Origin of the sequence: Frischella perrara (assembly GCF_000807275.1) — a bacterium.
Classification (GTDB): Bacteria; Pseudomonadota; Gammaproteobacteria; order Enterobacterales; family Orbaceae; genus Frischella; species Frischella perrara.
Map to the genome: position 1 here is coordinate 853,234 of NZ_CP009056.1, position 24,895 is coordinate 878,128.

At 33.4% G+C, this 24,895-nt stretch carries 26 protein-coding genes and 1 riboswitch; of the genes, 20 read left to right on the forward strand and 6 right to left on the reverse strand.

The window, feature by feature from the left end; all coding sequences use genetic code 11:
• Window positions 1-80: 80 nt before the first annotated feature.
• The 10 genes from thrS (at window position 81) to FPB0191_RS03800 (ending at window position 9,350) form a co-directional block, all read left to right on the forward strand.
• Complete coding sequence (gene thrS, locus FPB0191_RS03755) at window positions 81-2,009, forward strand: threonine--tRNA ligase (RefSeq protein WP_039104144.1); 1,929 nt, start codon at window positions 81-83, stop codon at window positions 2,007-2,009.
• Between the two features lie 43 nt (window positions 2,010-2,052).
• Window positions 2,053-2,592 (forward strand): translation initiation factor IF-3, encoded by a 540-nt coding sequence (gene infC, locus FPB0191_RS03760; protein ID WP_039106578.1) that lies wholly within the window; start codon window positions 2,053-2,055, stop codon window positions 2,590-2,592.
• A gap of 88 nt (window positions 2,593-2,680) precedes the next feature.
• Entirely contained in the window at window positions 2,681-2,878 is a 198-nt protein-coding gene (gene rpmI / locus FPB0191_RS03765) for a 50S ribosomal protein L35 (RefSeq protein ID WP_039104146.1), read from the forward strand.
• Window positions 2,879-2,896: 18 nt separating this feature from the next.
• On the forward strand, window positions 2,897-3,250 hold the full coding sequence (gene rplT, locus FPB0191_RS03770) for a 50S ribosomal protein L20 (protein WP_024496189.1): 354 nt from the start codon (window positions 2,897-2,899) through the stop codon (window positions 3,248-3,250).
• A 280-nt stretch (window positions 3,251-3,530) separates the two neighbouring features.
• On the forward strand, window positions 3,531-4,514 hold the full coding sequence (pheS, locus tag FPB0191_RS03775) for a phenylalanine--tRNA ligase subunit alpha (protein WP_039104150.1): 984 nt from the start codon (window positions 3,531-3,533) through the stop codon (window positions 4,512-4,514).
• 15 nt (window positions 4,515-4,529) lie between these two features.
• Window positions 4,530-6,917: a phenylalanine--tRNA ligase subunit beta gene (gene pheT, locus FPB0191_RS03780; RefSeq protein WP_039104152.1), complete on the forward strand. Its 2,388-nt coding sequence runs from the start codon at window positions 4,530-4,532 to the stop codon at window positions 6,915-6,917.
• Window positions 6,918-6,922: 5 nt separating this feature from the next.
• Complete coding sequence (locus FPB0191_RS03785) at window positions 6,923-7,216, forward strand: integration host factor subunit alpha (protein ID WP_039104155.1); 294 nt, start codon at window positions 6,923-6,925, stop codon at window positions 7,214-7,216.
• A gap of 57 nt (window positions 7,217-7,273) precedes the next feature.
• Window positions 7,274-7,318: riboswitch (PreQ1 riboswitch) on the forward strand.
• Window positions 7,319-7,320: 2 nt separating this feature from the next.
• Complete coding sequence (gene queF / locus FPB0191_RS03790; RefSeq protein ID WP_039104156.1) at window positions 7,321-7,800, forward strand: preQ(1) synthase; 480 nt, start codon at window positions 7,321-7,323, stop codon at window positions 7,798-7,800.
• A 181-nt stretch (window positions 7,801-7,981) separates the two neighbouring features.
• The gene (queC, locus tag FPB0191_RS03795) at window positions 7,982-8,647 is read left to right on the forward strand and encodes a 7-cyano-7-deazaguanine synthase QueC (protein ID WP_039104158.1); all 666 of its coding nucleotides are present in this window, start codon (window positions 7,982-7,984) and stop codon (window positions 8,645-8,647) included.
• 61 nt (window positions 8,648-8,708) lie between these two features.
• Window positions 8,709-9,350 (forward strand): 7-cyano-7-deazaguanine/7-aminomethyl-7-deazaguanine transporter, encoded by a 642-nt coding sequence (locus tag FPB0191_RS03800; RefSeq protein WP_039104160.1) that lies wholly within the window; start codon window positions 8,709-8,711, stop codon window positions 9,348-9,350.
• 66 nt (window positions 9,351-9,416) lie between these two features.
• Here FPB0191_RS03800 and fis read toward each other — a convergent pair whose 3' ends face one another.
• Both fis and dusB read right to left on the reverse strand, forming a co-directional pair.
• Complete coding sequence (gene fis, locus FPB0191_RS03805; protein WP_039104162.1) at window positions 9,417-9,713, reverse strand: DNA-binding transcriptional regulator Fis; 297 nt, start codon at window positions 9,711-9,713, stop codon at window positions 9,417-9,419.
• Between the two features lie 19 nt (window positions 9,714-9,732).
• Entirely contained in the window at window positions 9,733-10,716 is a 984-nt protein-coding gene (dusB, locus tag FPB0191_RS03810; RefSeq protein WP_238574474.1) for a tRNA dihydrouridine synthase DusB, read from the reverse strand.
• Window positions 10,717-11,056: 340 nt separating this feature from the next.
• Between dusB and cmk the strand changes: the two genes are divergently transcribed.
• From cmk to FPB0191_RS03855, 9 genes are all read left to right on the forward strand, one after another.
• A complete protein-coding gene (cmk, locus tag FPB0191_RS03815; RefSeq protein ID WP_039104163.1) occupies window positions 11,057-11,752 on the forward strand; it encodes a (d)CMP kinase in 696 nt (231 codons plus the stop codon).
• A gap of 98 nt (window positions 11,753-11,850) precedes the next feature.
• Complete coding sequence (gene rpsA / locus FPB0191_RS03820) at window positions 11,851-13,533, forward strand: 30S ribosomal protein S1 (RefSeq protein WP_039104165.1); 1,683 nt, start codon at window positions 11,851-11,853, stop codon at window positions 13,531-13,533.
• 139 nt (window positions 13,534-13,672) lie between these two features.
• Window positions 13,673-13,957, forward strand: a complete 285-nt coding sequence (locus tag FPB0191_RS03825) for an integration host factor subunit beta (protein ID WP_039104167.1) — start codon at window positions 13,673-13,675, stop codon at window positions 13,955-13,957.
• 337 nt (window positions 13,958-14,294) lie between these two features.
• Window positions 14,295-16,598 (forward strand): DNA internalization-related competence protein ComEC/Rec2, encoded by a 2,304-nt coding sequence (locus tag FPB0191_RS03830; RefSeq protein ID WP_052236741.1) that lies wholly within the window; start codon window positions 14,295-14,297, stop codon window positions 16,596-16,598.
• Between the two features lie 48 nt (window positions 16,599-16,646).
• Entirely contained in the window at window positions 16,647-18,392 is a 1,746-nt protein-coding gene (msbA, locus tag FPB0191_RS03835; RefSeq protein WP_039106584.1) for a lipid A ABC transporter ATP-binding protein/permease MsbA, read from the forward strand.
• A gap of 33 nt (window positions 18,393-18,425) precedes the next feature.
• Complete coding sequence (gene lpxK, locus FPB0191_RS03840; RefSeq protein WP_039104170.1) at window positions 18,426-19,427, forward strand: tetraacyldisaccharide 4'-kinase; 1,002 nt, start codon at window positions 18,426-18,428, stop codon at window positions 19,425-19,427.
• A 9-nt stretch (window positions 19,428-19,436) separates the two neighbouring features.
• Complete coding sequence (locus tag FPB0191_RS03845) at window positions 19,437-19,631, forward strand: Trm112 family protein (RefSeq protein ID WP_039104171.1); 195 nt, start codon at window positions 19,437-19,439, stop codon at window positions 19,629-19,631.
• Entirely contained in the window at window positions 19,628-20,389 is a 762-nt protein-coding gene (gene kdsB / locus FPB0191_RS03850; RefSeq protein WP_039104172.1) for a 3-deoxy-manno-octulosonate cytidylyltransferase, read from the forward strand. The genes FPB0191_RS03845 and kdsB overlap by 4 nt, the downstream gene beginning before the upstream one ends.
• A 2-nt stretch (window positions 20,390-20,391) precedes the next feature.
• Window positions 20,392-21,084 (forward strand): DUF2461 domain-containing protein, encoded by a 693-nt coding sequence (locus tag FPB0191_RS03855; RefSeq protein WP_039104173.1) that lies wholly within the window; start codon window positions 20,392-20,394, stop codon window positions 21,082-21,084.
• 35 nt (window positions 21,085-21,119) lie between these two features.
• On the opposite strand, the gene FPB0191_RS03860 is transcribed toward FPB0191_RS03855, so the two are convergent.
• From FPB0191_RS03860 to FPB0191_RS03875, 4 genes are all read right to left on the reverse strand, one after another.
• Window positions 21,120-21,782, reverse strand: a complete 663-nt coding sequence (locus FPB0191_RS03860; protein ID WP_039104175.1) for a MarC family NAAT transporter — start codon at window positions 21,780-21,782, stop codon at window positions 21,120-21,122.
• A 130-nt stretch (window positions 21,783-21,912) separates the two neighbouring features.
• Window positions 21,913-22,527, reverse strand: coding sequence for a thiamine diphosphokinase (locus FPB0191_RS03865; protein ID WP_039104177.1), 615 nt, complete (start codon window positions 22,525-22,527; stop codon window positions 21,913-21,915).
• Window positions 22,528-22,563: 36 nt separating this feature from the next.
• Window positions 22,564-23,010 (reverse strand): ribosomal protein S18-alanine N-acetyltransferase, encoded by a 447-nt coding sequence (gene rimI / locus FPB0191_RS03870; protein ID WP_039104179.1) that lies wholly within the window; start codon window positions 23,008-23,010, stop codon window positions 22,564-22,566.
• Window positions 22,985-23,401 carry a DNA polymerase III subunit psi gene (locus FPB0191_RS03875; RefSeq protein WP_039104181.1) on the reverse strand — a complete coding sequence of 139 codons (417 nt, stop codon included), beginning with the start codon at window positions 23,399-23,401 and terminating at the stop codon, window positions 22,985-22,987. The genes rimI and FPB0191_RS03875 overlap by 26 nt, the downstream gene beginning before the upstream one ends.
• A gap of 80 nt (window positions 23,402-23,481) precedes the next feature.
• Between FPB0191_RS03875 and rsmC the strand changes: the two genes are divergently transcribed.
• The gene (rsmC, locus tag FPB0191_RS03880) at window positions 23,482-24,513 is read left to right on the forward strand and encodes a 16S rRNA (guanine(1207)-N(2))-methyltransferase RsmC (protein ID WP_039104183.1); all 1,032 of its coding nucleotides are present in this window, start codon (window positions 23,482-23,484) and stop codon (window positions 24,511-24,513) included.
• Window positions 24,514-24,895: the final 382 nt, after the last annotated feature.

The following is a 24,895-nucleotide window of genomic DNA, read 5'->3' on the forward strand; positions in this document are numbered from 1 at the left end:
TAATTCACAGACTTAGCTAATGCACGTGTACTGTCGTAGGGTACACCACTACATTAATAGGGGTTTTTTAAGGAATATTCATGCCAGTAATAACTCTTCCCGACGGAAGTCAACGTCAATTTGAAACAGCTGTAACCATATTAGAAGTCGCTCAAAGTATTGGTGCCGGTCTTGCTAAAGCCTGTATTGCAGGTAGAGTAAATGGTGAAAGAAAGGATGCTTGTGACTTAATTGAGCACGATGCAACTGTTGCTATTATTACAGCAAAAGATGAAGATGGATTAGAAATTATTCGTCATTCATGTGCTCATTTACTGGGTCATGCGATTAAACAACTTTGGCCAAATACTAAAATGGCTATAGGTCCTACTATTGATAACGGGTTTTACTATGATGTTGATTTGGATCATACTTTAACACAAGAAGATCTTGATGCACTCGAAAAACGTATGTTAGAGCTAGCTAAAAAGAACTATGCTGTAAAAAAAGAAGTGGTAACATGGCAGCAAGCGCGTGATGTTTTTTGGCAACGTCAAGAACCTTATAAAATAACGATATTAGATGAAAATATCCCTCAAGATGCTAAACCAGCACTGTATCATCATGAAGAATATATTGATATGTGCCGTGGTCCACATGTGCCAAATATGCGTTTTTGTCACCATTTTAAACTGCAAAAAATAGCAGGTGCTTATTGGCGTGGTGATAGTAAAAATAAGATGCTACAACGTATATATGGTACTGCTTGGGGCGATAAAAAACAGTTAGACGCTTATTTGCAGTTTTTAGAAGAAGCAGCCAAACGTGATCATCGTCGTATTGGTAAACAATTAGATTTATATCATATGCAAGAAGAAGCACCGGGTATGGTGTTTTGGCATAATGATGGTTGGACAATATTCCGCGAACTTGAAGTTTTTGTCCGTGTTAAGTTGAAAGAGTACCAATATCAAGAAGTAAAGGGTCCTTTTATGATGGACCGTGTGCTGTGGGAAAAAACAGGACATTGGGCAAACTACCAAGATTTGATGTTTACAACATCTTCTGAAAATCGTGAGTATTGTATTAAACCAATGAATTGCCCGGGGCATGTTCAAATATTTAATCAAGGATTAAAGTCCTATCGTGACTTACCATTAAGAATGGCAGAATTTGGTAGCTGTCATCGTAATGAACCTTCTGGATCATTGCATGGTCTAATGCGTGTACGAGGCTTTACTCAAGATGATGCACATATTTTCTGTACTGAAAAGCAAATACGAGGGGAAGTAAATAGCTGTATTAAAATGGTTTACGATATGTACAGCACATTTGGTTTTAAAGATATCACTGTCAAATTATCGACTCGTCCCGAAAAACGTATTGGACGTGAAGAAATTTGGGATATGGCTGAAAAAGATTTAGCTGAATGCTTAACCGAAAATGGGATTGAATTTGAATATTTACCTGGAGAAGGGGCATTTTACGGACCTAAAATTGAGTTTACTTTGCACGATTGTATCGGTCGAGCATGGCAATGTGGTACTGTCCAATTAGATTTTATGTTACCTGAACGTTTAGAAGCAAGCTATGTTGGTGAAGATAATGATCGCCATATTCCTGTTATGATTCATCGTGCTATTTTAGGATCTATGGAGCGGTTTATCGGTATTTTAACTGAAAATTGTGCAGGTTTTTTCCCTACTTGGCTATCGCCAACGCAAGTTGTTGTAATTAATATTACTGATAATCAAGCTGATTATGTTCAACAATTAACTAAAAAACTACAAGATGCAGGTATTCGGGCTAAAGCAGATTTGCGTAATGAAAAAATTGGTTTTAAAATACGTGAACATACTTTAAAACGTGTTCCATATATGTTCGTATGTGGCGATAAAGAGATTGAAGCCGGAAAAGTGTCAGTTCGTACACGTCAAGGTAAAGATCTTGGTAGCTTTGAAGTTGAACATGTTGTAGAATTACTGCTCAACGAAATTCGTACTCGTTCTTTGGACCCGATCAGCGAATAAAATGATCTGGTTTTGTTATTGTATTTGATTGGAGGATTTAGGTATTAAAGCTGGAAAACGTATTCAAACAACTCGTGCACATAAAATTAATGATGAAATTACTGCACAAGAAGTCCGATTAACTGGTGTTGATGGCGAACAAATCGGAATTGTTAGTTTAAATGAAGCGATTAAGCAGGCAGAAGAGGCATCTTTAGATCTTGTTGAAATTAGCCCGAACGCAGAACCGCCAGTTTGTCGTATTATGGACTACGGCAAATTCCTTTATGAGAAGAGCAAAGCAACAAAAGAACAGAAGAAAAAGCAAAAAGTTATTCAGGTTAAGGAAATTAAATTCCGACCTGGTACAGATGAGGGAGATTATCAGGTAAAACTCCGCAGCCTGATACGCTTCCTTGAAGATGGTGATAAAGCTAAAGTAACACTACGATTCCGCGGTCGTGAAATGGCTCACCAACAGTTAGGTACTGAAATGCTTGACCGCATTAAAGAAGACTTAGCTGATTTGGCAATCATTGAATCTTATCCATCTAAGATTGAAGGTCGTCAAATGATAATGGTCTTAGCGCCAAAGAAAAAATAGTAAGGTTTTGACAAGCGTATTTTTATGAAAATAAAAATATCACCTTCTATTTTATGTTATTAACAATGCGGATGTGGAAGTATTTAATATGCCAAAAATTAAAACTGTACGTGGAGCGGCAAAACGCTTCAAAAAAACAGCTTCAGGTGGATTTAAACACAAGCAAGCTAACAAAAGCCATATCTTAACTAAGAAATCGACAAAACGTAAACGTCATCTACGTGGTTTAACCATGGTATCAAAAGGTGATTTAGGTTTAGTCAAAGCGTGTATTCCACACGTTTAATTATTTAAGGAGAATATTATGGCTCGCGTTAAACGTGGTGTTATTGCTCGTGCTCGTCACAAGAAGATTTTAAAACAAGCTAAAGGTTATTATGGTGCGCGTTCTCGTGTATATCGTGTTGCATTCCAAGCTGTTATTAAAGCTGGTCAATACGCTTATCGTGACCGTCGTCAACGTAAACGTCAATTCCGTCAATTATGGATTGTCCGTATTAATGCAGCAGCGCGTCAATGTGGTTTATCTTACAGCCGTTTTATTAACGGTCTTAAGAAAGCTTCAATTGAAATCGATCGTAAGATCCTTGCTGATATTGCGGTATTTGATAAAAATGCCTTTGCCGCTTTAGTTGAAAAAGCAAAAGCAGCATTATAGTTTTTATGAGGTCGAATTAATTCGACCTCATTTTTATCTAACCTTATAAATGGAAATAAAATATTAATGATTAATGCAGTTTTTTTTCGTTTCTTTTTTGACTTTGTAAAGTGAATTCATTTTGAGGCAAAATGAAAACGAAAATAAATTGTAAATGGCCTCGTATAGAGGCCTTTTTTATTGCTACTTTTATGAAATGAAACGTAACAACATAAAAGTAAAATAGATCAAAATATTTGGTTGTGGGTAGGTTTTTAACAAATAAAATAAAGAGGATGCTATGTCTCAATTAATTGAATTGGTCGACAAAGCCAAGTCGGCAATTAACAATGCACAAGACATTAATGCAATTGAACAAATTAGAGTTGATTTTTTAGGTAAAAAAGGTCATTTTACCTTACAAATGGCTTCATTACGTGATGTACCAGCAGATCAACGTCCGATGGTTGGGCAAAAAATCAATGATGCTAAACAAGAAGTTGTATCTGCTTTAAATGAGAAAAGAGCTTTATTAGAACGAGCATTATTAGATGCAAAATTAGCAAATGAAACCATTGATGTGACATTGCCTGGCCGTAAAATGGAAATAGGTGGTTTACATCCTGTTACTCTTACTGTCAATCGATTGATTGATTTCTTTGGTAAGCTTGGTTTTGTTGTTGAAAATGGACCTGAAATTGAAGACGATTATCATAATTTTGATGCGTTAAATATTCCAGCCCATCATCCAGCAAGAGCAGATCATGATACATTTTGGTTTGACGCTAATCGCCTGTTACGCACTCAAACATCTACGGTACAAATCCGTACTATGGAAAAACAGAAACCACCAATTCGAATTATAGCTCCAGGTAGAACATATCGTAATGATTATGATCAAACTCATACCCCAATGTTCCATCAAATGGAAGGATTGTTGATTGATAAAAACATTAGTTTTACTCACTTAAAAGGTTTATTACATGATTTTCTACATTGTTTCTTTGAAGATGATATGGAAATTCGTTTTAGACCAGGTTACTTTCCTTTCACTGAACCTTCGGCTGAAGTAGATATTAAAGCAAAAAATGGTAAATGGCTTGAGGTATTAGGATGTGGAATGGTTCATCCGAACGTTTTACGTAATGTAGGTATTGATCCAGAAGTATATAGTGGTTTTGCATTTGGTATGGGAATTGAGCGATTAACAATGTTACGATATGGCGTAACTGATTTACGTTCTTTCTTTGAAAATGATCTACGTTTTTTAAAACAATTTAATTAGTCTGGAGGACCAAACATGAAATTTAGTGAAAGTTGGCTACGTGAATGGGTTAATCCAGCAATAAGTAGTGAACAATTATGCGATCAGCTTACCATGGCTGGTTTGGAAGTTGATGATATAGAAAATGTTGCTGGTGATTTTTCGGGAGTTGTAGTAGGTAGAGTTGTGGAGTGTCACCAACATCCAAATGCAGATAAATTACGTGTAACGAAAGTTGATATCGGTCAAGATCAGCTTCTAAATATTGTCTGCGGAGCTCCTAATTGTCGTGAAGGTTTAACTGTAGCATGTGCCACAGTTGGCGCTGTTTTACCCGGTGACTTTAAAATAAAAGCAGCCAAATTACGTGGTGAACCATCAGAGGGTATGTTATGTTCTTATTCTGAATTAGCTATTTCTGATGACCATAATGGTATTATTGAATTACCTGAAGATGCTCCTCTTGGTGAAGATATCAGAAATTATCTACAATTAAACGATAAGATGATTGAAATTAGTGTCACACCAAATCGTGCGGATTGTTTTGGTATTATGGGTATTGCTCGTGATATTTCCTCAATTAATAATATTAGTTTGACTGTACCACAATTTGAAACGCCTAAGGTCACCATTGAAGATAAAATATCTGTGTCTGTTTTAGAGCCTAAAGCTGCACCTCGTTATTTAGCACGTATAATTAAAGGGATTGATGTAACAACTCCAACACCATTATGGCTAAAAGAAAAATTACGCCGTAGTGGTATTCGTTCAATAGACATTGTTGTTGATATCACTAATTATGTTCTTATTGAATTAGGTCATCCTATGCATGCTTTCGATTTAGATAAAATTGAAGGCGCTATAACAGTACGCTATGGTCATCCGCATGAAAAACTCGTATTACTTGATGGCAATGAAATTGAAATTAAAGCCAATACACTGGTAATTGCAGATGATAAAAAGGCGTTGGCATTAGCAGGTATTTTTGGTGGTAAAGATTCAGGTATTTCAAATGAAAGTAAAAATATACTTTTAGAATCTGCTTTTTTCTCACCACTTGCTATTGCTGGTAAAGCAAGACAATATGGTTTACATACTGATGCATCACATCGTTATGAACGTGGTGTTGATCCATCTCTACAATATAAAGCAATGGAACGAGCAACTGAACTATTATTAGCTATTTGTGGTGGTTCAGCGGGTCCAATTATAGATGCTACGAATACGGATGAGTTACCGGAACCCGCAATAATCCATTTAAGTAGAGCCAAAATTGATAGATTAATCGGTTATCATATTGATGATCAACGTATTGTTGATATTCTTACTCGACTTGGCTGTGAAGTAATATCTAACGAAAATAGCTGGCAAATTAAGGCTCCGACTTGGCGGTTTGATATTCAAATCGAAGAAGATCTAGTCGAAGAAATCGCCCGAATTTATGGTTATAACAATATACCAAATGAACATTTGAATATTGAATTAGTAATGCAACATAACTCTGAAAAAAACGTTTCTGTAAATAAATTCAAAAATTTGTTAGTGAACCATGGTTATCAAGAAGCTGTCACGTATAGTTTTGTTGATCCTAAAATTCAGAGTCTATTACATCCAAATCAAGAAGCTATTGTTTTACCAAATCCGATTTCGAGTGAAATGTCGGTAATGCGTTTATCTCTTTGGTCGGGCTTATTGGGGGCTGTTGTATATAATCAAAATAGGCAACAACAGCGCATAAGATTGTTTGAAACAGGATTACGTTTTGTTCCAGACAATAATTCAGAATTTGGTGTTAATCAGCAAACATTGCTAGCAGGTGTTATAACGGGTAATCAATATGAAGACCACTGGGATATTAAGAAACGTGCTGTTGATTTCTTCGATTTAAAAGGGGATGTTGAATCACTCTTAGCAATTAGTGGATTAGCAGATCAGGTTCAATTTAAACCGTCACAACATCCGGCTTTGCATCCTGGTCAAAATGCCGCGATTTATATAAACAATGAAGAAGTCGGTTATTTAGGTGTCATTCACCCTGAAATAGAAAAGAAATTAGGATTAAACGGTAAAACACTTGTTTTTGAATTGATTTTAGATAAAATTAATCAAAAATCTGTACCCGTAGCACAGGATATATCTAAATATCCAGCTAATCGACGAGATATAGCGATCATCGTGGATAGTGATGTTTGTGCTGCTGATGTATTAAGTGTATGTAAAAGTATTGGTGGTGAACAGCTTATTGCTGTTAACTTATTTGATATGTATCAAGGTGAAAATATCAAAGCAGGTCAAAAAAGTTTGGCTATCAGTTTGATTTTGCAGGATAAAACACGTACACTTGAAGATGAGGATATAACTCACATTGTAAGCAATTGTATTATTGCATTACAAAATCGTTTCAAAGCATTATTAAGAGAATAATAATTATGACATTAACTAAAGCTGATATTGCAGAACGTCTAACAGACAAATTTAATATCGATCGTCAAGAGTCTAAAATTCTTGTGGAACTCTTTTTCGAAGAAATAAGAGTTGCCTTAGAAAAAGGAGAAACCGTGAAATTATCAGGTTTTGGTAATTTTGCGATTCGAGATAAGAAGTCTCGCCCAGGTCGTAATCCTAAAACAGGTGAAAATGTCGCAATTACCGCTCGTCGCGTTGTGACTTTCCGTCCAGGTATTAAATTCCGTGAACGCGTGGAAAAAAATCTTGAATCTTAATTAAATTTTAGGTTTATGTTTAGTTGAGTAGCACTAATAATTACTAGTGCTACTTTGTATTCTGTGGTTCGAAATCCTCCCACATAAAAAAACTAAGGAAGTTTATGACTAACTCAAATCTCACCTTATTAGGTGATCAATCTATTCGTTACCCGCAAGATTATGCGCCTGGAATTCTAGAAGTTTTCGACAATAAACATTTAGATAATGATTATTTTGTTAAATTTAACTGTCCTGAATTTACTAGTCTTTGTCCTATTACAGGTCAACCAGATTTTGCAACAATCTACATTTCTTATGTTCCTCATATAAAAATGGTGGAAAGTAAGTCTTTAAAGCTATATTTATTTAGTTTTCGTAATCGAGGTGATTTTCATGAAGATTGCATAAATATTATCATGAAAGATTTAATCAAATTAATGGATCCTAAATACATAGAAGTTTGGGGTAAATTTACACCACGAGGCGGAATATCAATCGATCCTTATGCAAATTATGGTAAGCCAAATACGAAATGGCAAGAAATTGCTTTTAATCGTTTAGCTAATCATGATCTATACCCAGAAAAAATTGATAACCGCTAGTAGCAGGTATTTTAAAAAATATTTCATTTCTTTCAATGACATTAGAGGGTTTCATTTATAAATGAAGCTCTAGTTTTGTTTTGTAGATTTTTAGGGTGATTTTTCAATCTTAAAAATGAAATATAAACATCAATTATTCGAATTTTATCTATAACCATTTTATCTTTTTAAAGGTAATTTCATGCAAAAAATTAATAAAGCACTCGTTATTTTTTCAGGAGGGCAGGATTCTACAACTTGTTTGATCCAAGCGATAAATCGTTATGGCGTTGAAAATGTGGAAACCATCAGTTTTAATTATGGGCAGCGACATGCTATCGAATTAGAAAAAGCTAAATTCATAGCAGAAGATTTAGGTGTTTTACATACAATTGTAGATACTTCTGTTATTAAACAAACAACACATAATGCATTAATTGATTCAACAATGGCTGTTGAATTTGCTAAGGATTCTCAATCCTATCCTAATACCTTTGTTGATGGGCGAAATGCACTGTTTCTTCTATTAGCTGGATGTTATGCCAAGAGTCGGGGAATAAAAGATATTATTACTGGTGTTTGTGAAACAGATTTTAGTGGTTATCCAGATTGCCGAGATGTCTTTATTAAGTCAATGAATGTTACCATGAATCTTGCGATGGATTACGCTTTTAATATTATTACTCCTTTGATGTATTTAACAAAAGCTGAAACATGGGCCTTAGCTGATGAGCTAGGATGTCTAGACTATATCAGACAATATACTCACACTTGTTATAATGGAGTAGAAAAAGGTTGTGGTGAATGTCCGAGTTGTGTTTTACGCGAAAAGGGGTTGAATGAGTATTTAACTAATAAGAAATGCTAATTAGTTTATTTAACCTTACTGGGTTCCCTAACCCCATATTATTTTTATAAAAAGGACATATATGTTTCCAAGTATCTTACAGAAAAACCACAATGTATTATTAAAATTAGCTTTTTTTCACATCTTGATTATAGCTTCTAGTAATTATTTAGTTAAAATTCCGTTTACTATTTTTGAATTTAATACAACATGGGGAGCATTCACGTTCCCATTTATTTTTTTATCGACTGATTTAACTATTCGGGTTTTTGGTGCTAATTTAGCTAGAAAAATAATATTAGTCGTTATGATACCGGCGTTGATTCTATCTTACGTTATTTCTGTATTGTTTTCAGATGGTGATTGGACGGGGCTATCTTCGTTATGCGATTTTAATATGTTTGTATTTAGGATTGCTTTAGCCAGTTTTGCTGCTTACCTAGTTGGTCAATTAATGGATATTACCATTTTCAATCATTTACGACAAAATTATCGTTGGTGGGTTGCTCCAACTGCATCAGCTATTGTAGGTAATGCCATTGATACGCTTCTGTTTTTTGCAATTGCATTTTATCATAGTGGTGATATTTATATGGCGACCCATTGGGTAGAAATAGCCATAATGGATTACGGATTTAAAATATTAATTTGTGGTGTGTTCTTTTTACCATTGTATAAAATTATATTAAATTACATTTTAAAAAAGTTAGTAAAAACAAAATAAATTGAAGCAAAATCTAAAAAGGCGCTGTTAAGCGCCTTCTTAGATTGGTAATGTGTTTAATAAGAATTAACTCATTCCATATTGTTTTAATTTTTTACGTAGAGTACCTCGGTTAATACCAAGCATATTTGCTGCACGAGTCTGGTTACCTCTTGTATACTGCATCACCATGTCAAGAAACGGTTGTTCTACTTCAGCCAAAACAAGATCATAAAGATCAGTAGGATCTTGACCATTTAATTGTGATAAATAGTTTCTTAATGCTTGTTTGACTGAATCTCGTAACGGTTTTTGAGTAATTTGCTCTTGAGAGTTAACAGTTGTGAATTTTAACGCTTCAGCTGTAACACGAATTTCTGACATAGTATTTTTAACTCTTTAATTAAAATTTAATTTCTTGAAAAAATGCTTCTAGTGCATCGAATTGCTGATTAGCATTATCAATGACACTAAATAAGCGCCTAAAATGATCGCTCCCAGCATAGTTTTGGGTATACCAAATTACATGCTTTCTTGCAATCTGCAATCCTTTCTTTTCACCATAATATTGATGTAGAGCTTTTAAGTGTAATAAAACAATAGTTTTTATTTCATCAATGCTCTTTTCTGATTTAAATTTTCCATATTGTAAATAGAACGCTATATCTTCAAAGATCCAAGGCCTACCTAATGCTCCTCTGCCGATCATTATAGCATCAGCTTTGGTATATTGGAAAACTTCTTCCGCCTTTTCAGGATCTATGATATCTCCATTAGCAATTACAGGAATGGAGATATATTGTTTAATTTGTCTAATCGAATCATATTCAGCAAAACCTTTAAATAAACACTCGCGAGTTCTGCCATGAATAGTAATCGCCTTTATACCACATTTTTGGGCAATTTGTGCGATTTCCAAACAATTTTTATTAGCTTTGTTCCAACCCGTACGAATTTTAAGAGTAACGGGTACATCAACAGCTTGTACCACACTCATTAGAATTCGCTCTACCAATTTAGGGTATTGCAAAAGCGCCGAACCAGCTAAGTTTTTATTAACTTTTTTAGCTGGGCATCCCATATTAATATCAATTAACTCTGCACCAGATTTCATGTTCAAAATAGCGGTTTTCGCCATTTCATCTGGATCAGAACCTATAATTTGTACTGCTTTGATGCCAAGCTCTTGCGAGTTAGCGAGCTTTTGTTTTGATTGTTCAGTATGCCAAATTTGCGAATTAGCTAAAAACATTTCTGAAAAAGCTAACCCTGCACCGTATTTATAACATAAAGAACGGAATGGCAAATCAGAAATACCCGCCATTGGAGCCGCAATAAGTCGATTCTTAATCGTTAGATTGCCAATAGTAAATAGTTCTGATAGCACAAATAAATTCCTCAACAAGGGCGCGTATATTAGCACTTTTTTTCGATGTGAAAAGAGGAAAATACTAAAATATTGCAATATTATTAAAATTTTTTTTTCTAACACGAATTTTAATCATTTTTTTTGTTAAATTATTAGAATAAAACTAGATAATTTAACATTAGTTGCTAAAACTATTAATAATTATCATTAACTTTAATACAACCAATCTAAATATTTTGGGATTGCTAAGCAGTGCGAACATGAATGACTTTGGGGATTTTTTGCTTATAATTAGTTATTGAGTCGCAAAAATTGATATGTGCTAAAATTACAAAATTAACTATAAAAGGTATTAATAATGGAAACGATTATAAACTCCACACATATTCCGGTTGTTACTGTCGATGGTCCAAGCGGAGTAGGTAAAGGAACATTATGTGTTTTATTAGCGAAACACTTTAAATGGAATTTACTTGATTCTGGTGCAATTTATCGTGTTTTAGCACTATCGATTTTAGATCACAATATTTCTCTAGATAGTGAAGATGTTTTAGAAACTCATGCTTTAAATCTACCACTTAAATTTGTAACAATGGAATCGGGTGTTCATGTTTTATTAAATGATATTGATGTTTCTGACAAGCTCCGCACACAAGAAATAGGTGAAATGGCTTCAAAAATTGCAGCGTTACCAAAAGTTCGAGAAGCATTATTACAACGGCAACGAGATTTTAGGAATAAACCAGGTCTAATTGCTGATGGAAGAGATATGGGAACAGTTGTATTTCCCGATGCTCCTGTCAAAATCTTTTTGGATGCTAGTCCAGAAGCAAGAGCAGAAAGAAGAATGAAACAGTTGCAAAAAAATAAGATTTGTGCTATATATGACGAGATTTTGCATGAAATTAAAGCCCGGGATGAGCGAGATCGTAATCGAACCATTGCGCCACTTAAATCTGCCTCAGATGCATTTTTGATAGATTCAACAGATTTGACAATCGATGAAGTGTTCCAACAGGCCTTAAAAATAATTAAAAGCAAAATTAATTTATGAATGTGACTTTATCAAAGGATGTGATGAAGTATTATTAACAACCCCCATTAAGCATGATGCTAGATGGACGTTATTTTAATTTTAAAAAGTAAATAAATATGACTGAATCTTTTGCTCAACTCTTTGAAGAGTCTTTAAATCAACTTGATACACGTTCTGGTAATATGATCCGCGGTATTGTCGTCGCTATCGATAAAGATGTAGTACTAGTTGATGCTGGTTTAAAATCTGAATCAGCAATTCCAGTAGAGCAGTTTAAAAATGCCCAAGGCGAATTAGAAGTTAAAGTTGGTGATGAAGTTGATGTTGTCCTTGATTCTATTGAAGATGGCTTTGGTGAAACAATTTTATCCCGTGAAAAAGCTAAACGTCACGAAGCATGGCTTACATTAGAAAAAGCTGTAGAAGATGCAGCGACAGTATTAGGTGTTATCAATGGTAAGGTTAAAGGCGGCTTTACAGTTGAGCTTAATGGAGTTCGAGCTTTCCTTCCTGGTTCATTAGTAGATGTTCGACCTCTACGTGATACCTCTCATATTGAAGGTAAAGAAATTGAACTTAAAGTTATTAAACTAGATCAAAAACGTAATAATGTTGTTGTATCTCGTCGTGCAGTAATCGAATCTGAAAATAGTGCAGAACGTGAACAACTTCTTGAAACATTACAAGAAGGTTCAGAAGTTAAAGGTGTTATCAAAAATCTTACTGATTATGGTGCCTTTGTTGATCTTGGTGGAGTTGATGGTTTACTTCATATTACTGATATGGCTTGGAAACGTGTTAAACATCCAAGTGAAGTGGTTGAAGTTGGTCAAGAAATTCTAGTTAAAGTATTGAAATTTGACCGTGACCGTTCGCGCGTTTCTCTTGGCTTAAAACAATTAGGCGAAGATCCATGGGTATCTATTGCTAAACGTTATCCAGAAGGCACTAAAGTAACAGGTAAAGTAACCAACCTAACTGATTATGGTTGCTTTGTTGAAATTGAAACAGGTGTTGAAGGTTTAGTTCACGTTTCAGAAATGGATTGGACTAATAAGAACATTCACCCATCTAAAGTTGTTAGCCTTGGTGATGTAGTTGAAGTTGTTGTTCTTGAAATTGATGAAGAACGTCGTCGTATTTCTTTAGGCTTAAAACAATGTAAACCAAATCCTTGGTTACAATTCGCTGAATCACATAACAAAGGTGATAAAGTGAGTGGTAAGATTAAATCAATCACTGATTTTGGTATCTTCATTGGTTTAGATGGTGGTATTGATGGTTTAGTTCATCTTTCTGATATTTCTTGGAATGTTCCAGGTGAAGAAGCTGTTAAAGCCTATAAAAAAGGTGATGATATCGAAGCCGTTGTTCTACAAGTTGATGCAGAACGTGAACGCATCTCTTTAGGTATTAAGCAACTAGAAGAAGATCCATTTAATAGTTTTGCTAGCAATTTCAAAAAAGGCATGATTGTTAAAGGTAAAGTAACTTCTGTTGATGCTAAAGGTGCAACTGTTGAAATTTCTGAAGGTGTTGATGGGTATCTTAAAGCACAAGATATTGCTCGTGAACGTATCGAAGATGCAACAACTGTATTGAAAGCAGGCGACGAAGTTGAAGCTAAAATCGTAAATCTAGATCGTAAAACTCGTGCGATTGCTTTATCTATTCGAGCTAAAGATGAAGCTGATGAAAAAGAAGCCCTAGCAGCTGTAAACAATGCACCGTCTCAAGATGATGCATCATTCACTAATGCGATGGCTGAAGCATTCAAAGCAGCATCAAAATCAGAATAATTCTTTAAAGTTATTCAAATATGTTTAAATTAAAAGAGGGCACGCCCTCTTTTAATTTTCATAAACTACATTATTAGAATTTTTATATAACAATAAAATAATTAGCTTAGCTACAACAAAAATAAAAAGGGTACTACTCATGAACAGATCAGATCTAACTGAAAAAATCGCCAATTGGCGAACGCATCTTCCGGTTCAATTAGTTGATGAAGCAATCCGAGATATTATTGAGCAGATCACTGCTGCTATGGAGTCTAACGATCGTGTTGAAATCCGTGGATTTGGTAGTTTTGCGTTAAATTATCGTGCACCAAGGAAAGCCAGAAATCCTAGAACTGGTGGTCAAGTAGAAGTTAGACAAAAATATATTCCACACTTCAAACCAGGTAAAGAATTAAGAGAAAGAGTTAATAATAGATCGTAAGGTATTTTAACTTGTTAATAAAATTCTATAAACCTGATTTTTAAAAGCGTTTGTTCTTTTAGGAATGGACGCTTTTGAATGTTTCTAAAATCATGATAACAATGTTATTTTCTAACTGAAAAGTATTGCAATCTTTTCTATATAGATAAAATTGTAATGACTTATATCATTTCACTCTTCTACATTTTATTTAGAATTAATAGATATCTATTCTGAAAGAATTATTGAATTACCGAAATAAATTGCGAACTATTTTCTACTTTTTTAATATCAAATTATTTTTAGTATTTCATCATGTATTCTGACCTATAAATAAATTGTTTATTAAAGGTATCATTTGCCTAACTCAATTTCTCATGATTTTATCTGTTTATTATTTACTTTAGGGTGTTTACCTTTACTGTTTTTATCAGCATTACCTTCTAATTTGATATGGTATTTGTGCCTGATTTTTTTGATATTAACCTATATATTTTTTTATCTTGTTAGAAGATTCAAATTTATTCCTTTAATCTTTATTGGAATAGGTTTTTTATGGTCAACTCATCATGCACAAGAATATTTGCAATTAGTAAGTCATTATATTGATAAAAATATAAATATTCGTGCCGAAGTTGTTAGTTTAAACTCTCAGAATAATTTTATTGAGGAATATTCTAAAAATGTAACTTTTAATATTACACATGTTAATCAAAAAGCAATTGATTACCCACTTCCAATAGTGCTGGTATGGAACAATAAAGAGTTACCATTTGCCGGACAAATATGGGATATGAGTGTAAAAACTAAGGTTGTGCATAGTTATCTCAATGAAGGTGGGTTTGATAGCCAACGTTTTGCAATAGCAAATAGAAAATTGCTAACAGGAAGTATAAAACAAGCTGAATTAGTTGAGAATACGATTAATTCACGGCAATTTATTGTTAATTTAATATTACCTTATATCAATCTTTTTGATTTTAGTGACATTTTTTTGGCGCTAGCATTTGGTGATCGTAGCCATTTAACGCAAGAACATAAAACAGTTATGTTTGAAACAGGGATAGCTCACTTAATGGCAATATCAGGTATGCATATTTTACTTGTAGCTTATATTGCTAACCGAGCTATGCGATTTTTACAAATTCTTCTACCTATTAATATTATAAGTCACTGGCAACCATTGATATTAGGTTGGTTTATTGCAGTGATTTATGCATGGTTAACTGGACTAAATCCTCCCGCATTACGTGCAATTTTAGCATTAACATTATGGTTATTTTTTCGCTATAAAAATTACCAAATCACATCTTGGCAAATGATTAATCGTATTATTGCTATATTGCTTATTATCGATCCATTTATGATTTTGTCAGAAAGTTTTTGGTTATCATGTTATGCCGTTGTTTGTTTAACTTTTATTGCTCATTGGTTTCCTATCAAGTATTTTCGACAGAAAAGATATTACTTATTGCAATTAGTACGATTACAGTTATTGTTAACACTCTTACTATTACCTATTCAATTGTTTATTTTTAACGGTATTAGTAGTGTAAGTATTGTTGCTAATTTAATTGCAATACCTATTATCTCCTTTATAACCTTTCCAGCTATTTTATTTATGATTATTTGTGATTTGCTTCATTGTCACTATTTAATTATTTGGTTTGGTTTCATTGCAGAACAATCTTTGTATTATTTATTTATCATATTGAAACAGATTAAATCTTATTGGATTACTTTTGAACAGTCCTATTATTTATTAAGCATTAGTGGTTGGTTAATTCTCATTATCTGGCGATTGAGCCTTTGGCGTTATTATTACATTACCATTTTGTTAATGTTACTAATACTCATTACTCCGATTTTGAAAAGAAATCAGCCTAATTGGCAGATAGATATGCTCGATGTTGGGCATGGTCTTGTAGTCGTTATTCGGCAAGGGAAAGCCGCAATCCTATATGATACTGGAGCAAAATGGCAAAATAGTTCAGCTGCTGAACGTATTGTTATTCCTTTTTTAAGGTGGCATGGTTTAAATGTTGAGGGGATTATTATCAGTCATGAACATAATGATCATATCGGTGGTTTATCTATCTTACAGCAATATTATCCTAATGCTTGGTTAATTAGTTCCACACAACGATTAAATAACGATTATTTATGCAAGGCTGGTGAAGAGTTAATATGGAATGATTTGAAATTATTATTTTTATGGCCAAATGATATAGATAATCAGGCATTTAATGCAGAGTCATGTGTAGTGAAAGTAAGTGATGATCAGTTTTCTTTATTATTAACCGGAGATTTAGAACGGCAACAGGAAGAGCAGCTCGTTTTAAAATATCGTAAATTATTATTTTCAACAATTTTACAAATACCTCATCATGGAAGTAATACATCTTCTTCGTATGCTTTTTTAAACTACGTTAAACCAACCGTTTCCCTTGGTTCTGTTTCACGTTATAATCCTTGGAAATTACCATCCAATAAGGTTTTACAACGTTATCAAACACTTAATTTAAATTACAAATTAACGAGCATTACAGGGCAAATTTCTATTCGATTTTATCAAAATGATTGGTTTATTACGGGTTTTCGTACTGAATTAAAGCCAAGATGGTATCATGATTGGTTTGGTTCTTTTACCAATAACAGGTAAAATAAGTAAATTTTTATAGTAATACGGATATAAATAGTGAATAAAAATATGATAGACAAAGATGTTTCTACTTGGAAGACATTTCGTCAGCTTTGGCCAAGAGTATCAAAATATTGGGGTTATTTGGTTGTTATTATTGTTGGACTAATTATTAATGGTTCATCAGATACTTATATCATATCTTTAATACAACCTTTGCTTGATAAAGGTTTTGTACAAAATGATCATGCTTTTTTATTTAATTTAGCATTTATTGTTGTAGGTTTATTTTTTATTAGGGGTGTGTCCAGTTATGTTTCTGGTTACGTTTTAGCATGGATTTCAGGCAAAATTGTGATGGAAATGCGACAAGAGCTTTTTGGTCATTTTGCCTATTCGCCCGTTAGTTTTTATGATCAGAATTCAACAGGTCGATTACTATCGCGTATACTTTATGACTCAGAACAAGTTGCATCCTCTTCTGCTGATTGTTTAATAAGTGTGGTGAGAGAATCGATTTATTTAATCGGTTTAGTTTCAATCATGTTTTATAATAGCTGGCAATTATCAATGATTTTATTAATTATTGGTCCGATTGTTGGCGTACTGATTGTTGTCATTTCTAAACGATTTAGAAAATTAAGTAAAGTTATTCAAAATAGTATGGGGGTAGTGACTTCGTCTGCCGAACAGATGTTAAAAGGTCACAAAGAAGTACTGATTTTTAATGCTCAAGAAACAGAGATTAATGAATTTAAAAAAGCGAGTAATAGAATTCGCCAATTAGGGATGAAAATGGTATCCATTTCGGAGTTATCTACACCCTTCATTCAAATTATTGCCTCTTTTGCTTTAGCATTTATTCTTATTTTAGCAAGTTATAAAGATGTTCTAGGATTGACTGCGGGTGAATTTACAGTAGTTTTCACTGCAATGATAGCATTAATGAAACCATTAAGAGAAATAACAAAAGTCAACTCTAAATTCCAACGAGGAATGGCAGCTTGTCAGACCATTTTTAATTTACTGTCATTACCTTTAGAAAAAGATGAGGGGCAAGTTGTTTTAGATAAAGCAAATGGTGAAATTGAATTCAGAAATGTAACATTCACTTATCCGACTCGAGATTTACCAGCGTTAAAAAATGTGAGTTTTAAAGTTCCAGCAGGTAAATCAGTTGCTTTAGTAGGACGTTCAGGATCGGGTAAAACGACAATTGCTAGCTTACTTACTCGTTTTTATGATATTGAAGAAGGTGAAATATTAATTGATGGTCGTAATATTAAAGAGTATACCTTAGCCTCATTAAGGGATCAGATTGGTTTGGTTTCACAAAACGTCCATCTTTTCCATGATACAGTGCGGAATAATATTACTTATGCTAGAAATAATCAGTATAGTGAAGAAGAGATCAATAATGCAGCTGAACATGCCTATGCTATAGATTTTATTAAAAATCTAGAACAAGGTATGGATACAATCATTGGTGAAAATGGTGTATTGTTATCTGGTGGACAACGTCAACGTGTGGCAATAGCAAGAGCATTATTACGTGATAATCCAATTCTAATTTTAGATGAAGCAACATCAGCATTAGATACTGAGTCTGAAAGAGCTATTCAGGCAGCATTAAATGAATTACAAATGAACCGTACATCATTAGTTATAGCGCATCGCCTGTCAACAATTGAGAATTCTGATGAAATTATTGTATTAAGTGATGGGGAGATTGTTGAACGTGGTAATCATAATGAATTGATTAATAAAAATGGCACTTATGCTCAATTACATCAAATTCAATTTCATGATCAATAATTTCAATGAAATTAGATAGGAAATGACAGCATAATGATTAATCGAATATGGTCAGGCAAAAATAAATTATATTGGTTGCTGACGCCTTTTTCGTTGTTATATGGTTTGATAGTATCAATTCGTAGAAACTGTTATCGGTTAGGATTATTCAAGTCTTGGAGAGCGCCTATACCGGTTATAGTTGTTGGTAATTTATCAGTAGGGGGAAATGGCAAAACACCATTAGTCATTTACCTCATTGAACAATTACGTCAGAAAGGATATAGAGTAGGGGTTGTTTCACGTGGATATGGTGGATCAAGTCGATATTATCCAGTGCAGGTTGATGACACTGCAACTGCTGCAGTAGTAGGTGATGAGCCATTTCTTATTTACCAAAGAACTAAAGCGCCTATTGCTGTATCACCAAAACGTAGTGAAGCAATAAAGTTACTTCTGGCAAACTATGACTTAGATTTAATCATAACCGATGATGGTTTACAACATTATGCTTTACAACGTGATATTGAGATTGTAGTCGTTGATGGTAAGAAAGGGTTTGGTAACGGATGGTATTTACCCGCCGGTCCATTACGTGAATTACCATCTCGTTTAAATAGCGTAGACTATCTAATCATCAACGGTCAAACGGAACAATCATATAAGCAATCTTATAGCATGATATTGATTCCACACAACGCTATCAATCTTAAAACAGGAGAGCAATTACCTGTTTCAAAATTACAGTCTGTTTGTGCTATAGCTGGAATTGGTGATCCAAACCGTTTTTTCACGATGTTAAAGACGCTTAATGTAGATATTATTCATACGGTTGCTTTTAATGATCACCAACCCTATACATTAATGCAATTATCAAGTTTAGTAAAATCAAAGGACATTTTACTAATGACCGAAAAAGATGCTGTTAAATGCTTAACATTCGCACAAAATAATTGGTGGTATTTACCAATTGATGCACAATTGCCCAAAGAATTTATTGATAATTTGTGTCAAAAAATTAAACAGTTAAACGATATTCAGTCTAAAAGAAATTAGGTATGGAATATGAAAGAAAATTTATTAAAACTCTTAGCTTGTCCAAAATGTCACTCTTTATTAGATTTTAATAAAAAAGAACAACAGCTTATTTGTCATCAAGATAATTTTATTTATTCTATTATTGACGGTATACCGGTTTTGCTGGAGGATAAGTCGATACCCATGTCACCAGTTCAGATGGATAAGGAATGTAATATATGAATTTTACGGTAGTTATTCCCGCCCGTTATGCCTCAACACGTTTGCCAGCTAAACCTTTAGCCGATATTGCTGGCAAGCCGATGATAATTCGTGTTATGGAACAAGCTAAAAAATCAGGCGCTAATCGAGTTATTGTTGCTACCGATAATCAAACAGTATTTGATGTTGTAAATTCGCACAATGGTGAAGTTATTTTAACGAGTGATCAACATAAATCAGGTACTGAAAGATTGGCTGAAGTTATCAATATTTGTCAATTTGCTGATGATGAAGTTATCGTTAATGTTCAAGGTGATGAACCATTGATTCCCCCCGTCATTATTGATCAAGTTGCTGAGAATCTCGTTAAATATAAAACAGGTATGGCAACATTAGCCGTTCCTATTACAACCGTTGAAGAGGCCTTTAATCAAGGTGCAGTAAAAGTGGTAACAGATAAAGATGGTTATGCACTTTATTTTTCAAGAGCAACAATACCTTGGGAAAGAGATAGATTTGCCCATTCAATATCGACAATCGGGGATTTTTATTTACGGCATATAGGTATCTATGCTTATCGAGCCAGTTTTATCCGCCAATATGTTACTTGGCAACCAACACAACTTGAACAAATTGAAATGCTAGAACAATTACGAGTACTTTGGTATGGTGAAAAGATCCATGTTGCAATTGCAAAGGAAATTCCTGCGATAGGAGTGGATACACAACAAGATTTAGAAGCGGTTAGAGCTATATTTTCAGAACGTGAAAAGGGGTAAAAATGAGTGAATTTACAGGCTTTACACAAACTGGGTTAGATTTCTTACAAAATGTTAAAATTCATAATAGCCGACAATGGTTTGCAGAAAATCGCACTATTTATGATAACCAATTAGTCAAACCGTTTCGGGCTCTTGTTGAAGAATTGACGCCAACAATGTTGCAAATTGATCAATGGTTTGAAACAAAACCTGCCATAGGGAAAACGTTATCTCGTATCAATCGGGATACACGTTTTTCTAAAGATAAATCTCTTTATCGTGATCGACTTTGGTTAACTTTCAAACGTCCAAGCAAAGATTGGAAAGAATCACCTTGTTATTTTTTTGAAATTGATCCCGAAGGTTATCGTTATGGATTAGGCTATTATCGTGTGCCTAAACAGACAATGGATATCTTTCGTGATGAAATTAATCAGGATCATAACAAATTTTTACAGGCAATTAACTGTGTGAAAAAACCGTTCGAATTATATGGCGAATCTTACAAACGCCCATTAGTTAAAGATTTACCGCCTAAAATTGCTAATTGGTATAATAGGAAAGACCTCGGTGTGATAGCCAGCAGTAATCAGATTGAGGATTTATTCAGTAAAAATCTTATACAAAAGCTTAGTAAAAGTTTTAAACAGTTAATTCCTTTATATGATTATTTATTAAAAGTGGAAATAATTAAGAATATACCAACGTTATAGTAATCAATCAGTCCGTGTTCCTGATTGATACTTTTTTAACTTTGTGTATAAGAATGAATGAGTTCTAAGATACCATTAATTACAAATTGAGTTCCCATACATACTAATAAAAATCCCATAATACGGGATGTAGCTTCAATGCCACTTTTTCCAATTAATCGCATGATGCTACCTGCACTTCGCATGCAGAACCAAAGAATGAGGCAAAGGATTAAAGGAACTAAAATTGATGCGGTATAAATTACCCATGTTGATACATCATAGCCATCATTTTGTACGGTAGATGCCATACTAATTATCATAGCTATCGTACCCGGACCGGCTGTGCTAGGCATAGCTAACGGTACAAATGCGATATTATTAGAAGGCTCTTTCTTTTTCGCATCTGCTTCAGGTGTCTTATGAACGGGTTGTTGCGGGAATAACATACGGAAACCAATGAAGGCAACAATTAATCCCCCTGCGATTCTTAAACCAGGAATTGAAATACCAAAGGTATTCATTACGATTTGTCCACAATAAAAGGACACAACCATAATGATAAAGACATAAATACAAGTTAATTTAGACTGATGATTACGTTCATCATTAGTCATATCACCTGATAAACCGAGTAAAAGTGCGACAGTTGTTAGGGGATTAGTTAACGGTATGAACATTAATAACCCAAATCCGACAACTTGTATTAATTCAAGCATAGACGGTTGTTCTCATTTTTATCATTACACATGAAAGAGTAACTCCTTAGATAAGGAGGCATAGTTTACCCTATATTATGATAGCTAAACAGTTTTTAATCACTTTATTTTTAAATTAAATGCAAATAACTTAAAGTGCAATGAAAACGACCAAATCACCATGTGAGAAATTAATCGTTATGAGATCTTGGTTTGCTTTATTTCGTAAACTAACAAGTCCATTTAAGGTAAGGTCTGCATTTATTAAAGGATATTCAACGCCAGTAACATTAATTTTATCAACACGTGTTAACGGAATAAAAGATATTATTTTATCTTTTACATTGTCTATCGTTAATGGAGGAATAACAAAAAAGAATCGACAATAATTATCATAAAATGTTAAATCTAGGTCCCGATAATAGCGTAGCGCAACTGATAAATTACCAAGAAAATGATCACTAGCACGCCCTGTCGCACCATAAATATCAAATTGTTTAATACCTAAATTAGCTAAATATATTAGCGCTTTTTCAAAATCAGTTCTGTTCTGATCAGGGGTATGAATAATCTGGATCTGAGGATTACTTTCTTGCTCGGATATGCTATCAAGATCGCCAATGATAAATTGAGGGATGATAGGTGTACGATTTAAATAATTGCTATATGCACCATCGGTACAGGCAATAACGTCATATTTATCTAACTGTTCAGGAAATTGCCTTGGTGGCTCTCCATTTACAAAGAGTAATGCTGATTTATACATTTATAAGTTGCCAATTTAACAAAGATGAATCGAATATTAAAATGCAATGGTGTAAGCCATAATTATGGCGTCTTCTTTACCATGTTTAGTCGGATAATAGTTTTTTCTAACGCTAATTTCATTAAACCCTAATTGTTGATAAAGCGCAATTGCTGCAGTGTTAGATTCTCTGACTTCTAACCATAACATTTTAACTTGTTTTGCATCAAGTTCAGTGATTAATTGTTTAAGTAATAATTTAGCTAAACCTTGTTTACGATAATCGGGATGAATAGCAATATTGAATAATGAAGCTTCATCGACCACAGTTTGGCATATAAGAAAACCAACTAACTGGTCATCAACGATTATTTTCTTATTTAAATAACGTTCTCCCTGATTTGAATAAAAGGTATTTTCACTCCAAGGAAATAAATGGCAGCATTTTTCAAGTTGAAATGCGATAGGTAAATCAGCATTAGTAAGATCTGAAATAGTTTTCATATTGACAAAGTGTTTGCCATAATTGGCGCTTTTGTTGAGGAGATGAGGCTAATTCTGCAAGGGAATTAGTCATTATAATCGGTTTACTACTAATATCTTGTTCAGACCAATTTTCTGGTATGGGCTGATCAAGAAACCAAATTACAGAATATATCTTATCAGCCGTTATTAATAATTGAGCAGGCTTCAATATGAGACAATCATCTAATGTCACATGAATAGCTTTCAAAATATCCTGAAATATTTTTTCTTTCGGATAATGCTCGCTAATAACAATGAGCTTAATATTATCGGTTATTTCAACTTTAGCTTCACCTTGAATTACATTCGGTTTTCGTAAAACATATTGAGAAATTCCAAGTTTATTTAAATACCAATCTTGTCTGTTCATAGGGTTTTATTAGTGATAAAGGAAAGATAATTGTATAATCTATCCAATGTTTTATAAAGTTATTTATCTGAGGTTTAATCATGTCGGCCTATATTCCCGCCAGTCAAGTTTTACAACGTCATGAATCGTTATTTACCGATAAGTCTATTCTAGTATCAGGTGATATCCATGATGATTATGCATTACAAATTAATTCTCGACATACAAATATACATTGTACGTTATATCATGTTTATTTGAAGCTTAGTGCGCGCAATCGTGATTGCCAAATTGAATTCGGTGTATTTCCATCTGATGCATGTTATGAGGATGTCGATACATTAATCTATTATTGGCCAAAAAATAAAACAGAAGCCCAATTTCAACTTTCTTTTCTTTTGAATCACTTACCTAAAAATGCTGATATATTTATTGTTGGTGAAAATCGTAGTGGCGTTAAAAGTGTTGAAACATTATTAAGTGATTTCGGTTCGATTCAAAAAATCGATAGTGCTAGACGTTGTGGGTTATATCATTATCAAGCAGAAAATCGTTTAGCATTCGATTTTTCTGAGTGGTGGTATCAATATCATTTACAATTGGACAATATTGATTTGACAATAAATAGTTTGCCTGGTGTGTTTAGTCAGAAAACGCTGGATATTGGCAGTGAATTATTAATCAATGCATTAGCAGAACATTCTGATATAGTAAAAGGAAGGGTATTAGATGTTGGCTGTGGATGCGGTGTATTATCTACTTTTGCTTATAAACTCAATTCGCATATTCAATTAGTATGCTCCGATGTTAATGCGATGGCATTATCTGCCACTAAACAGACTTTATCTGCAAATCAAATAAATGCTGATGTTGTTGCGAGTGATGTTTTTTCAAATTTAGAAGGTCGGTTTGATCTCATCATATCTAATCCACCATTTCATGATGGGAAAGAGACGGATTATAATGCCGTTGATGCTCTAATCCATCAGAGTAAACAATACCTTAGTCAAAATGGTAAACTTTGTTTAGTTGCTAATAGTTTTTTACCTTATCATCGGTTATTAGTAGAGAATTTTAAACAGGTATCCGTTATAGCTCAAACCAGTAGATTTAAAGTTTACTTAGTAGAATAGTCCCTAATATTGTTAATTACTGATTTAATGTGTATTAAATCAGTAATTACTCATATTCATTTTAATTCTCATTAATTTCAAGCAACGGTAAATATATATTACGAATAATGTTGTTAAATTTTAGTCAATTGTATCTTATAACCCTTTCTGATTCTTATTAGCAATAACTGAAAAATCATTTTAAATTAGTTATATACTTATTAAAAAACTAACATTTTTTATTTACTTTTTAAACGCTTATCTAAAAATTTAAGTATTTTCATTATTTTATATAAAAAAACATTGACAAGTAGGGTGGTCTAGGAGTATAAAATGCGCACCTTATGTAAGTTGTTGTTAACCATTTTTTAAAATAATCAATGAGTAACAGTTATATTTATTG

What these genes read in the sequence shown, in the direction of transcription:
- thrS (WP_039104144.1), top strand. Translation starts at nt 81, where the DNA reads ATGCCAGTAATAACTCTTCCCGACGGAAGTCAACGTCAATTTGAAACA.
- rpmI (WP_039104146.1), top strand. Translation starts at nt 2,681, where the DNA reads ATGCCAAAAATTAAAACTGTACGTGGAGCGGCAAAACGCTTCAAAAAA.
- rplT (WP_024496189.1), top strand. Translation starts at nt 2,897, where the DNA reads ATGGCTCGCGTTAAACGTGGTGTTATTGCTCGTGCTCGTCACAAGAAG.
- pheS (WP_039104150.1), top strand. Translation starts at nt 3,531, where the DNA reads ATGTCTCAATTAATTGAATTGGTCGACAAAGCCAAGTCGGCAATTAAC.
- pheT (WP_039104152.1), top strand. Translation starts at nt 4,530, where the DNA reads ATGAAATTTAGTGAAAGTTGGCTACGTGAATGGGTTAATCCAGCAATA.
- FPB0191_RS03785 (WP_039104155.1), top strand. Translation starts at nt 6,923, where the DNA reads ATGACATTAACTAAAGCTGATATTGCAGAACGTCTAACAGACAAATTT.
- queF (WP_039104156.1), top strand. Translation starts at nt 7,321, where the DNA reads ATGACTAACTCAAATCTCACCTTATTAGGTGATCAATCTATTCGTTAC.
- queC (WP_039104158.1), top strand. Translation starts at nt 7,982, where the DNA reads ATGCAAAAAATTAATAAAGCACTCGTTATTTTTTCAGGAGGGCAGGAT.
- FPB0191_RS03800 (WP_039104160.1), top strand. Translation starts at nt 8,709, where the DNA reads ATGTTTCCAAGTATCTTACAGAAAAACCACAATGTATTATTAAAATTA.
- fis (WP_039104162.1), bottom strand. Translation starts at nt 9,713, where the DNA reads ATGTCAGAAATTCGTGTTACAGCTGAAGCGTTAAAATTCACAACTGTT.
- cmk (WP_039104163.1), top strand. Translation starts at nt 11,057, where the DNA reads ATGGAAACGATTATAAACTCCACACATATTCCGGTTGTTACTGTCGAT.
- rpsA (WP_039104165.1), top strand. Translation starts at nt 11,851, where the DNA reads ATGACTGAATCTTTTGCTCAACTCTTTGAAGAGTCTTTAAATCAACTT.
- FPB0191_RS03825 (WP_039104167.1), top strand. Translation starts at nt 13,673, where the DNA reads ATGAACAGATCAGATCTAACTGAAAAAATCGCCAATTGGCGAACGCAT.
- msbA (WP_039106584.1), top strand. Translation starts at nt 16,647, where the DNA reads ATGATAGACAAAGATGTTTCTACTTGGAAGACATTTCGTCAGCTTTGG.
- lpxK (WP_039104170.1), top strand. Translation starts at nt 18,426, where the DNA reads ATGATTAATCGAATATGGTCAGGCAAAAATAAATTATATTGGTTGCTG.
- FPB0191_RS03845 (WP_039104171.1), top strand. Translation starts at nt 19,437, where the DNA reads ATGAAAGAAAATTTATTAAAACTCTTAGCTTGTCCAAAATGTCACTCT.
- kdsB (WP_039104172.1), top strand. Translation starts at nt 19,628, where the DNA reads ATGAATTTTACGGTAGTTATTCCCGCCCGTTATGCCTCAACACGTTTG.
- FPB0191_RS03855 (WP_039104173.1), top strand. Translation starts at nt 20,392, where the DNA reads ATGAGTGAATTTACAGGCTTTACACAAACTGGGTTAGATTTCTTACAA.
- FPB0191_RS03860 (WP_039104175.1), bottom strand. Translation starts at nt 21,782, where the DNA reads ATGCTTGAATTAATACAAGTTGTCGGATTTGGGTTATTAATGTTCATA.
- FPB0191_RS03865 (WP_039104177.1), bottom strand. Translation starts at nt 22,527, where the DNA reads ATGTATAAATCAGCATTACTCTTTGTAAATGGAGAGCCACCAAGGCAA.
- rimI (WP_039104179.1), bottom strand. Translation starts at nt 23,010, where the DNA reads ATGAAAACTATTTCAGATCTTACTAATGCTGATTTACCTATCGCATTT.
- FPB0191_RS03875 (WP_039104181.1), bottom strand. Translation starts at nt 23,401, where the DNA reads ATGAACAGACAAGATTGGTATTTAAATAAACTTGGAATTTCTCAATAT.
- rsmC (WP_039104183.1), top strand. Translation starts at nt 23,482, where the DNA reads ATGTCGGCCTATATTCCCGCCAGTCAAGTTTTACAACGTCATGAATCG.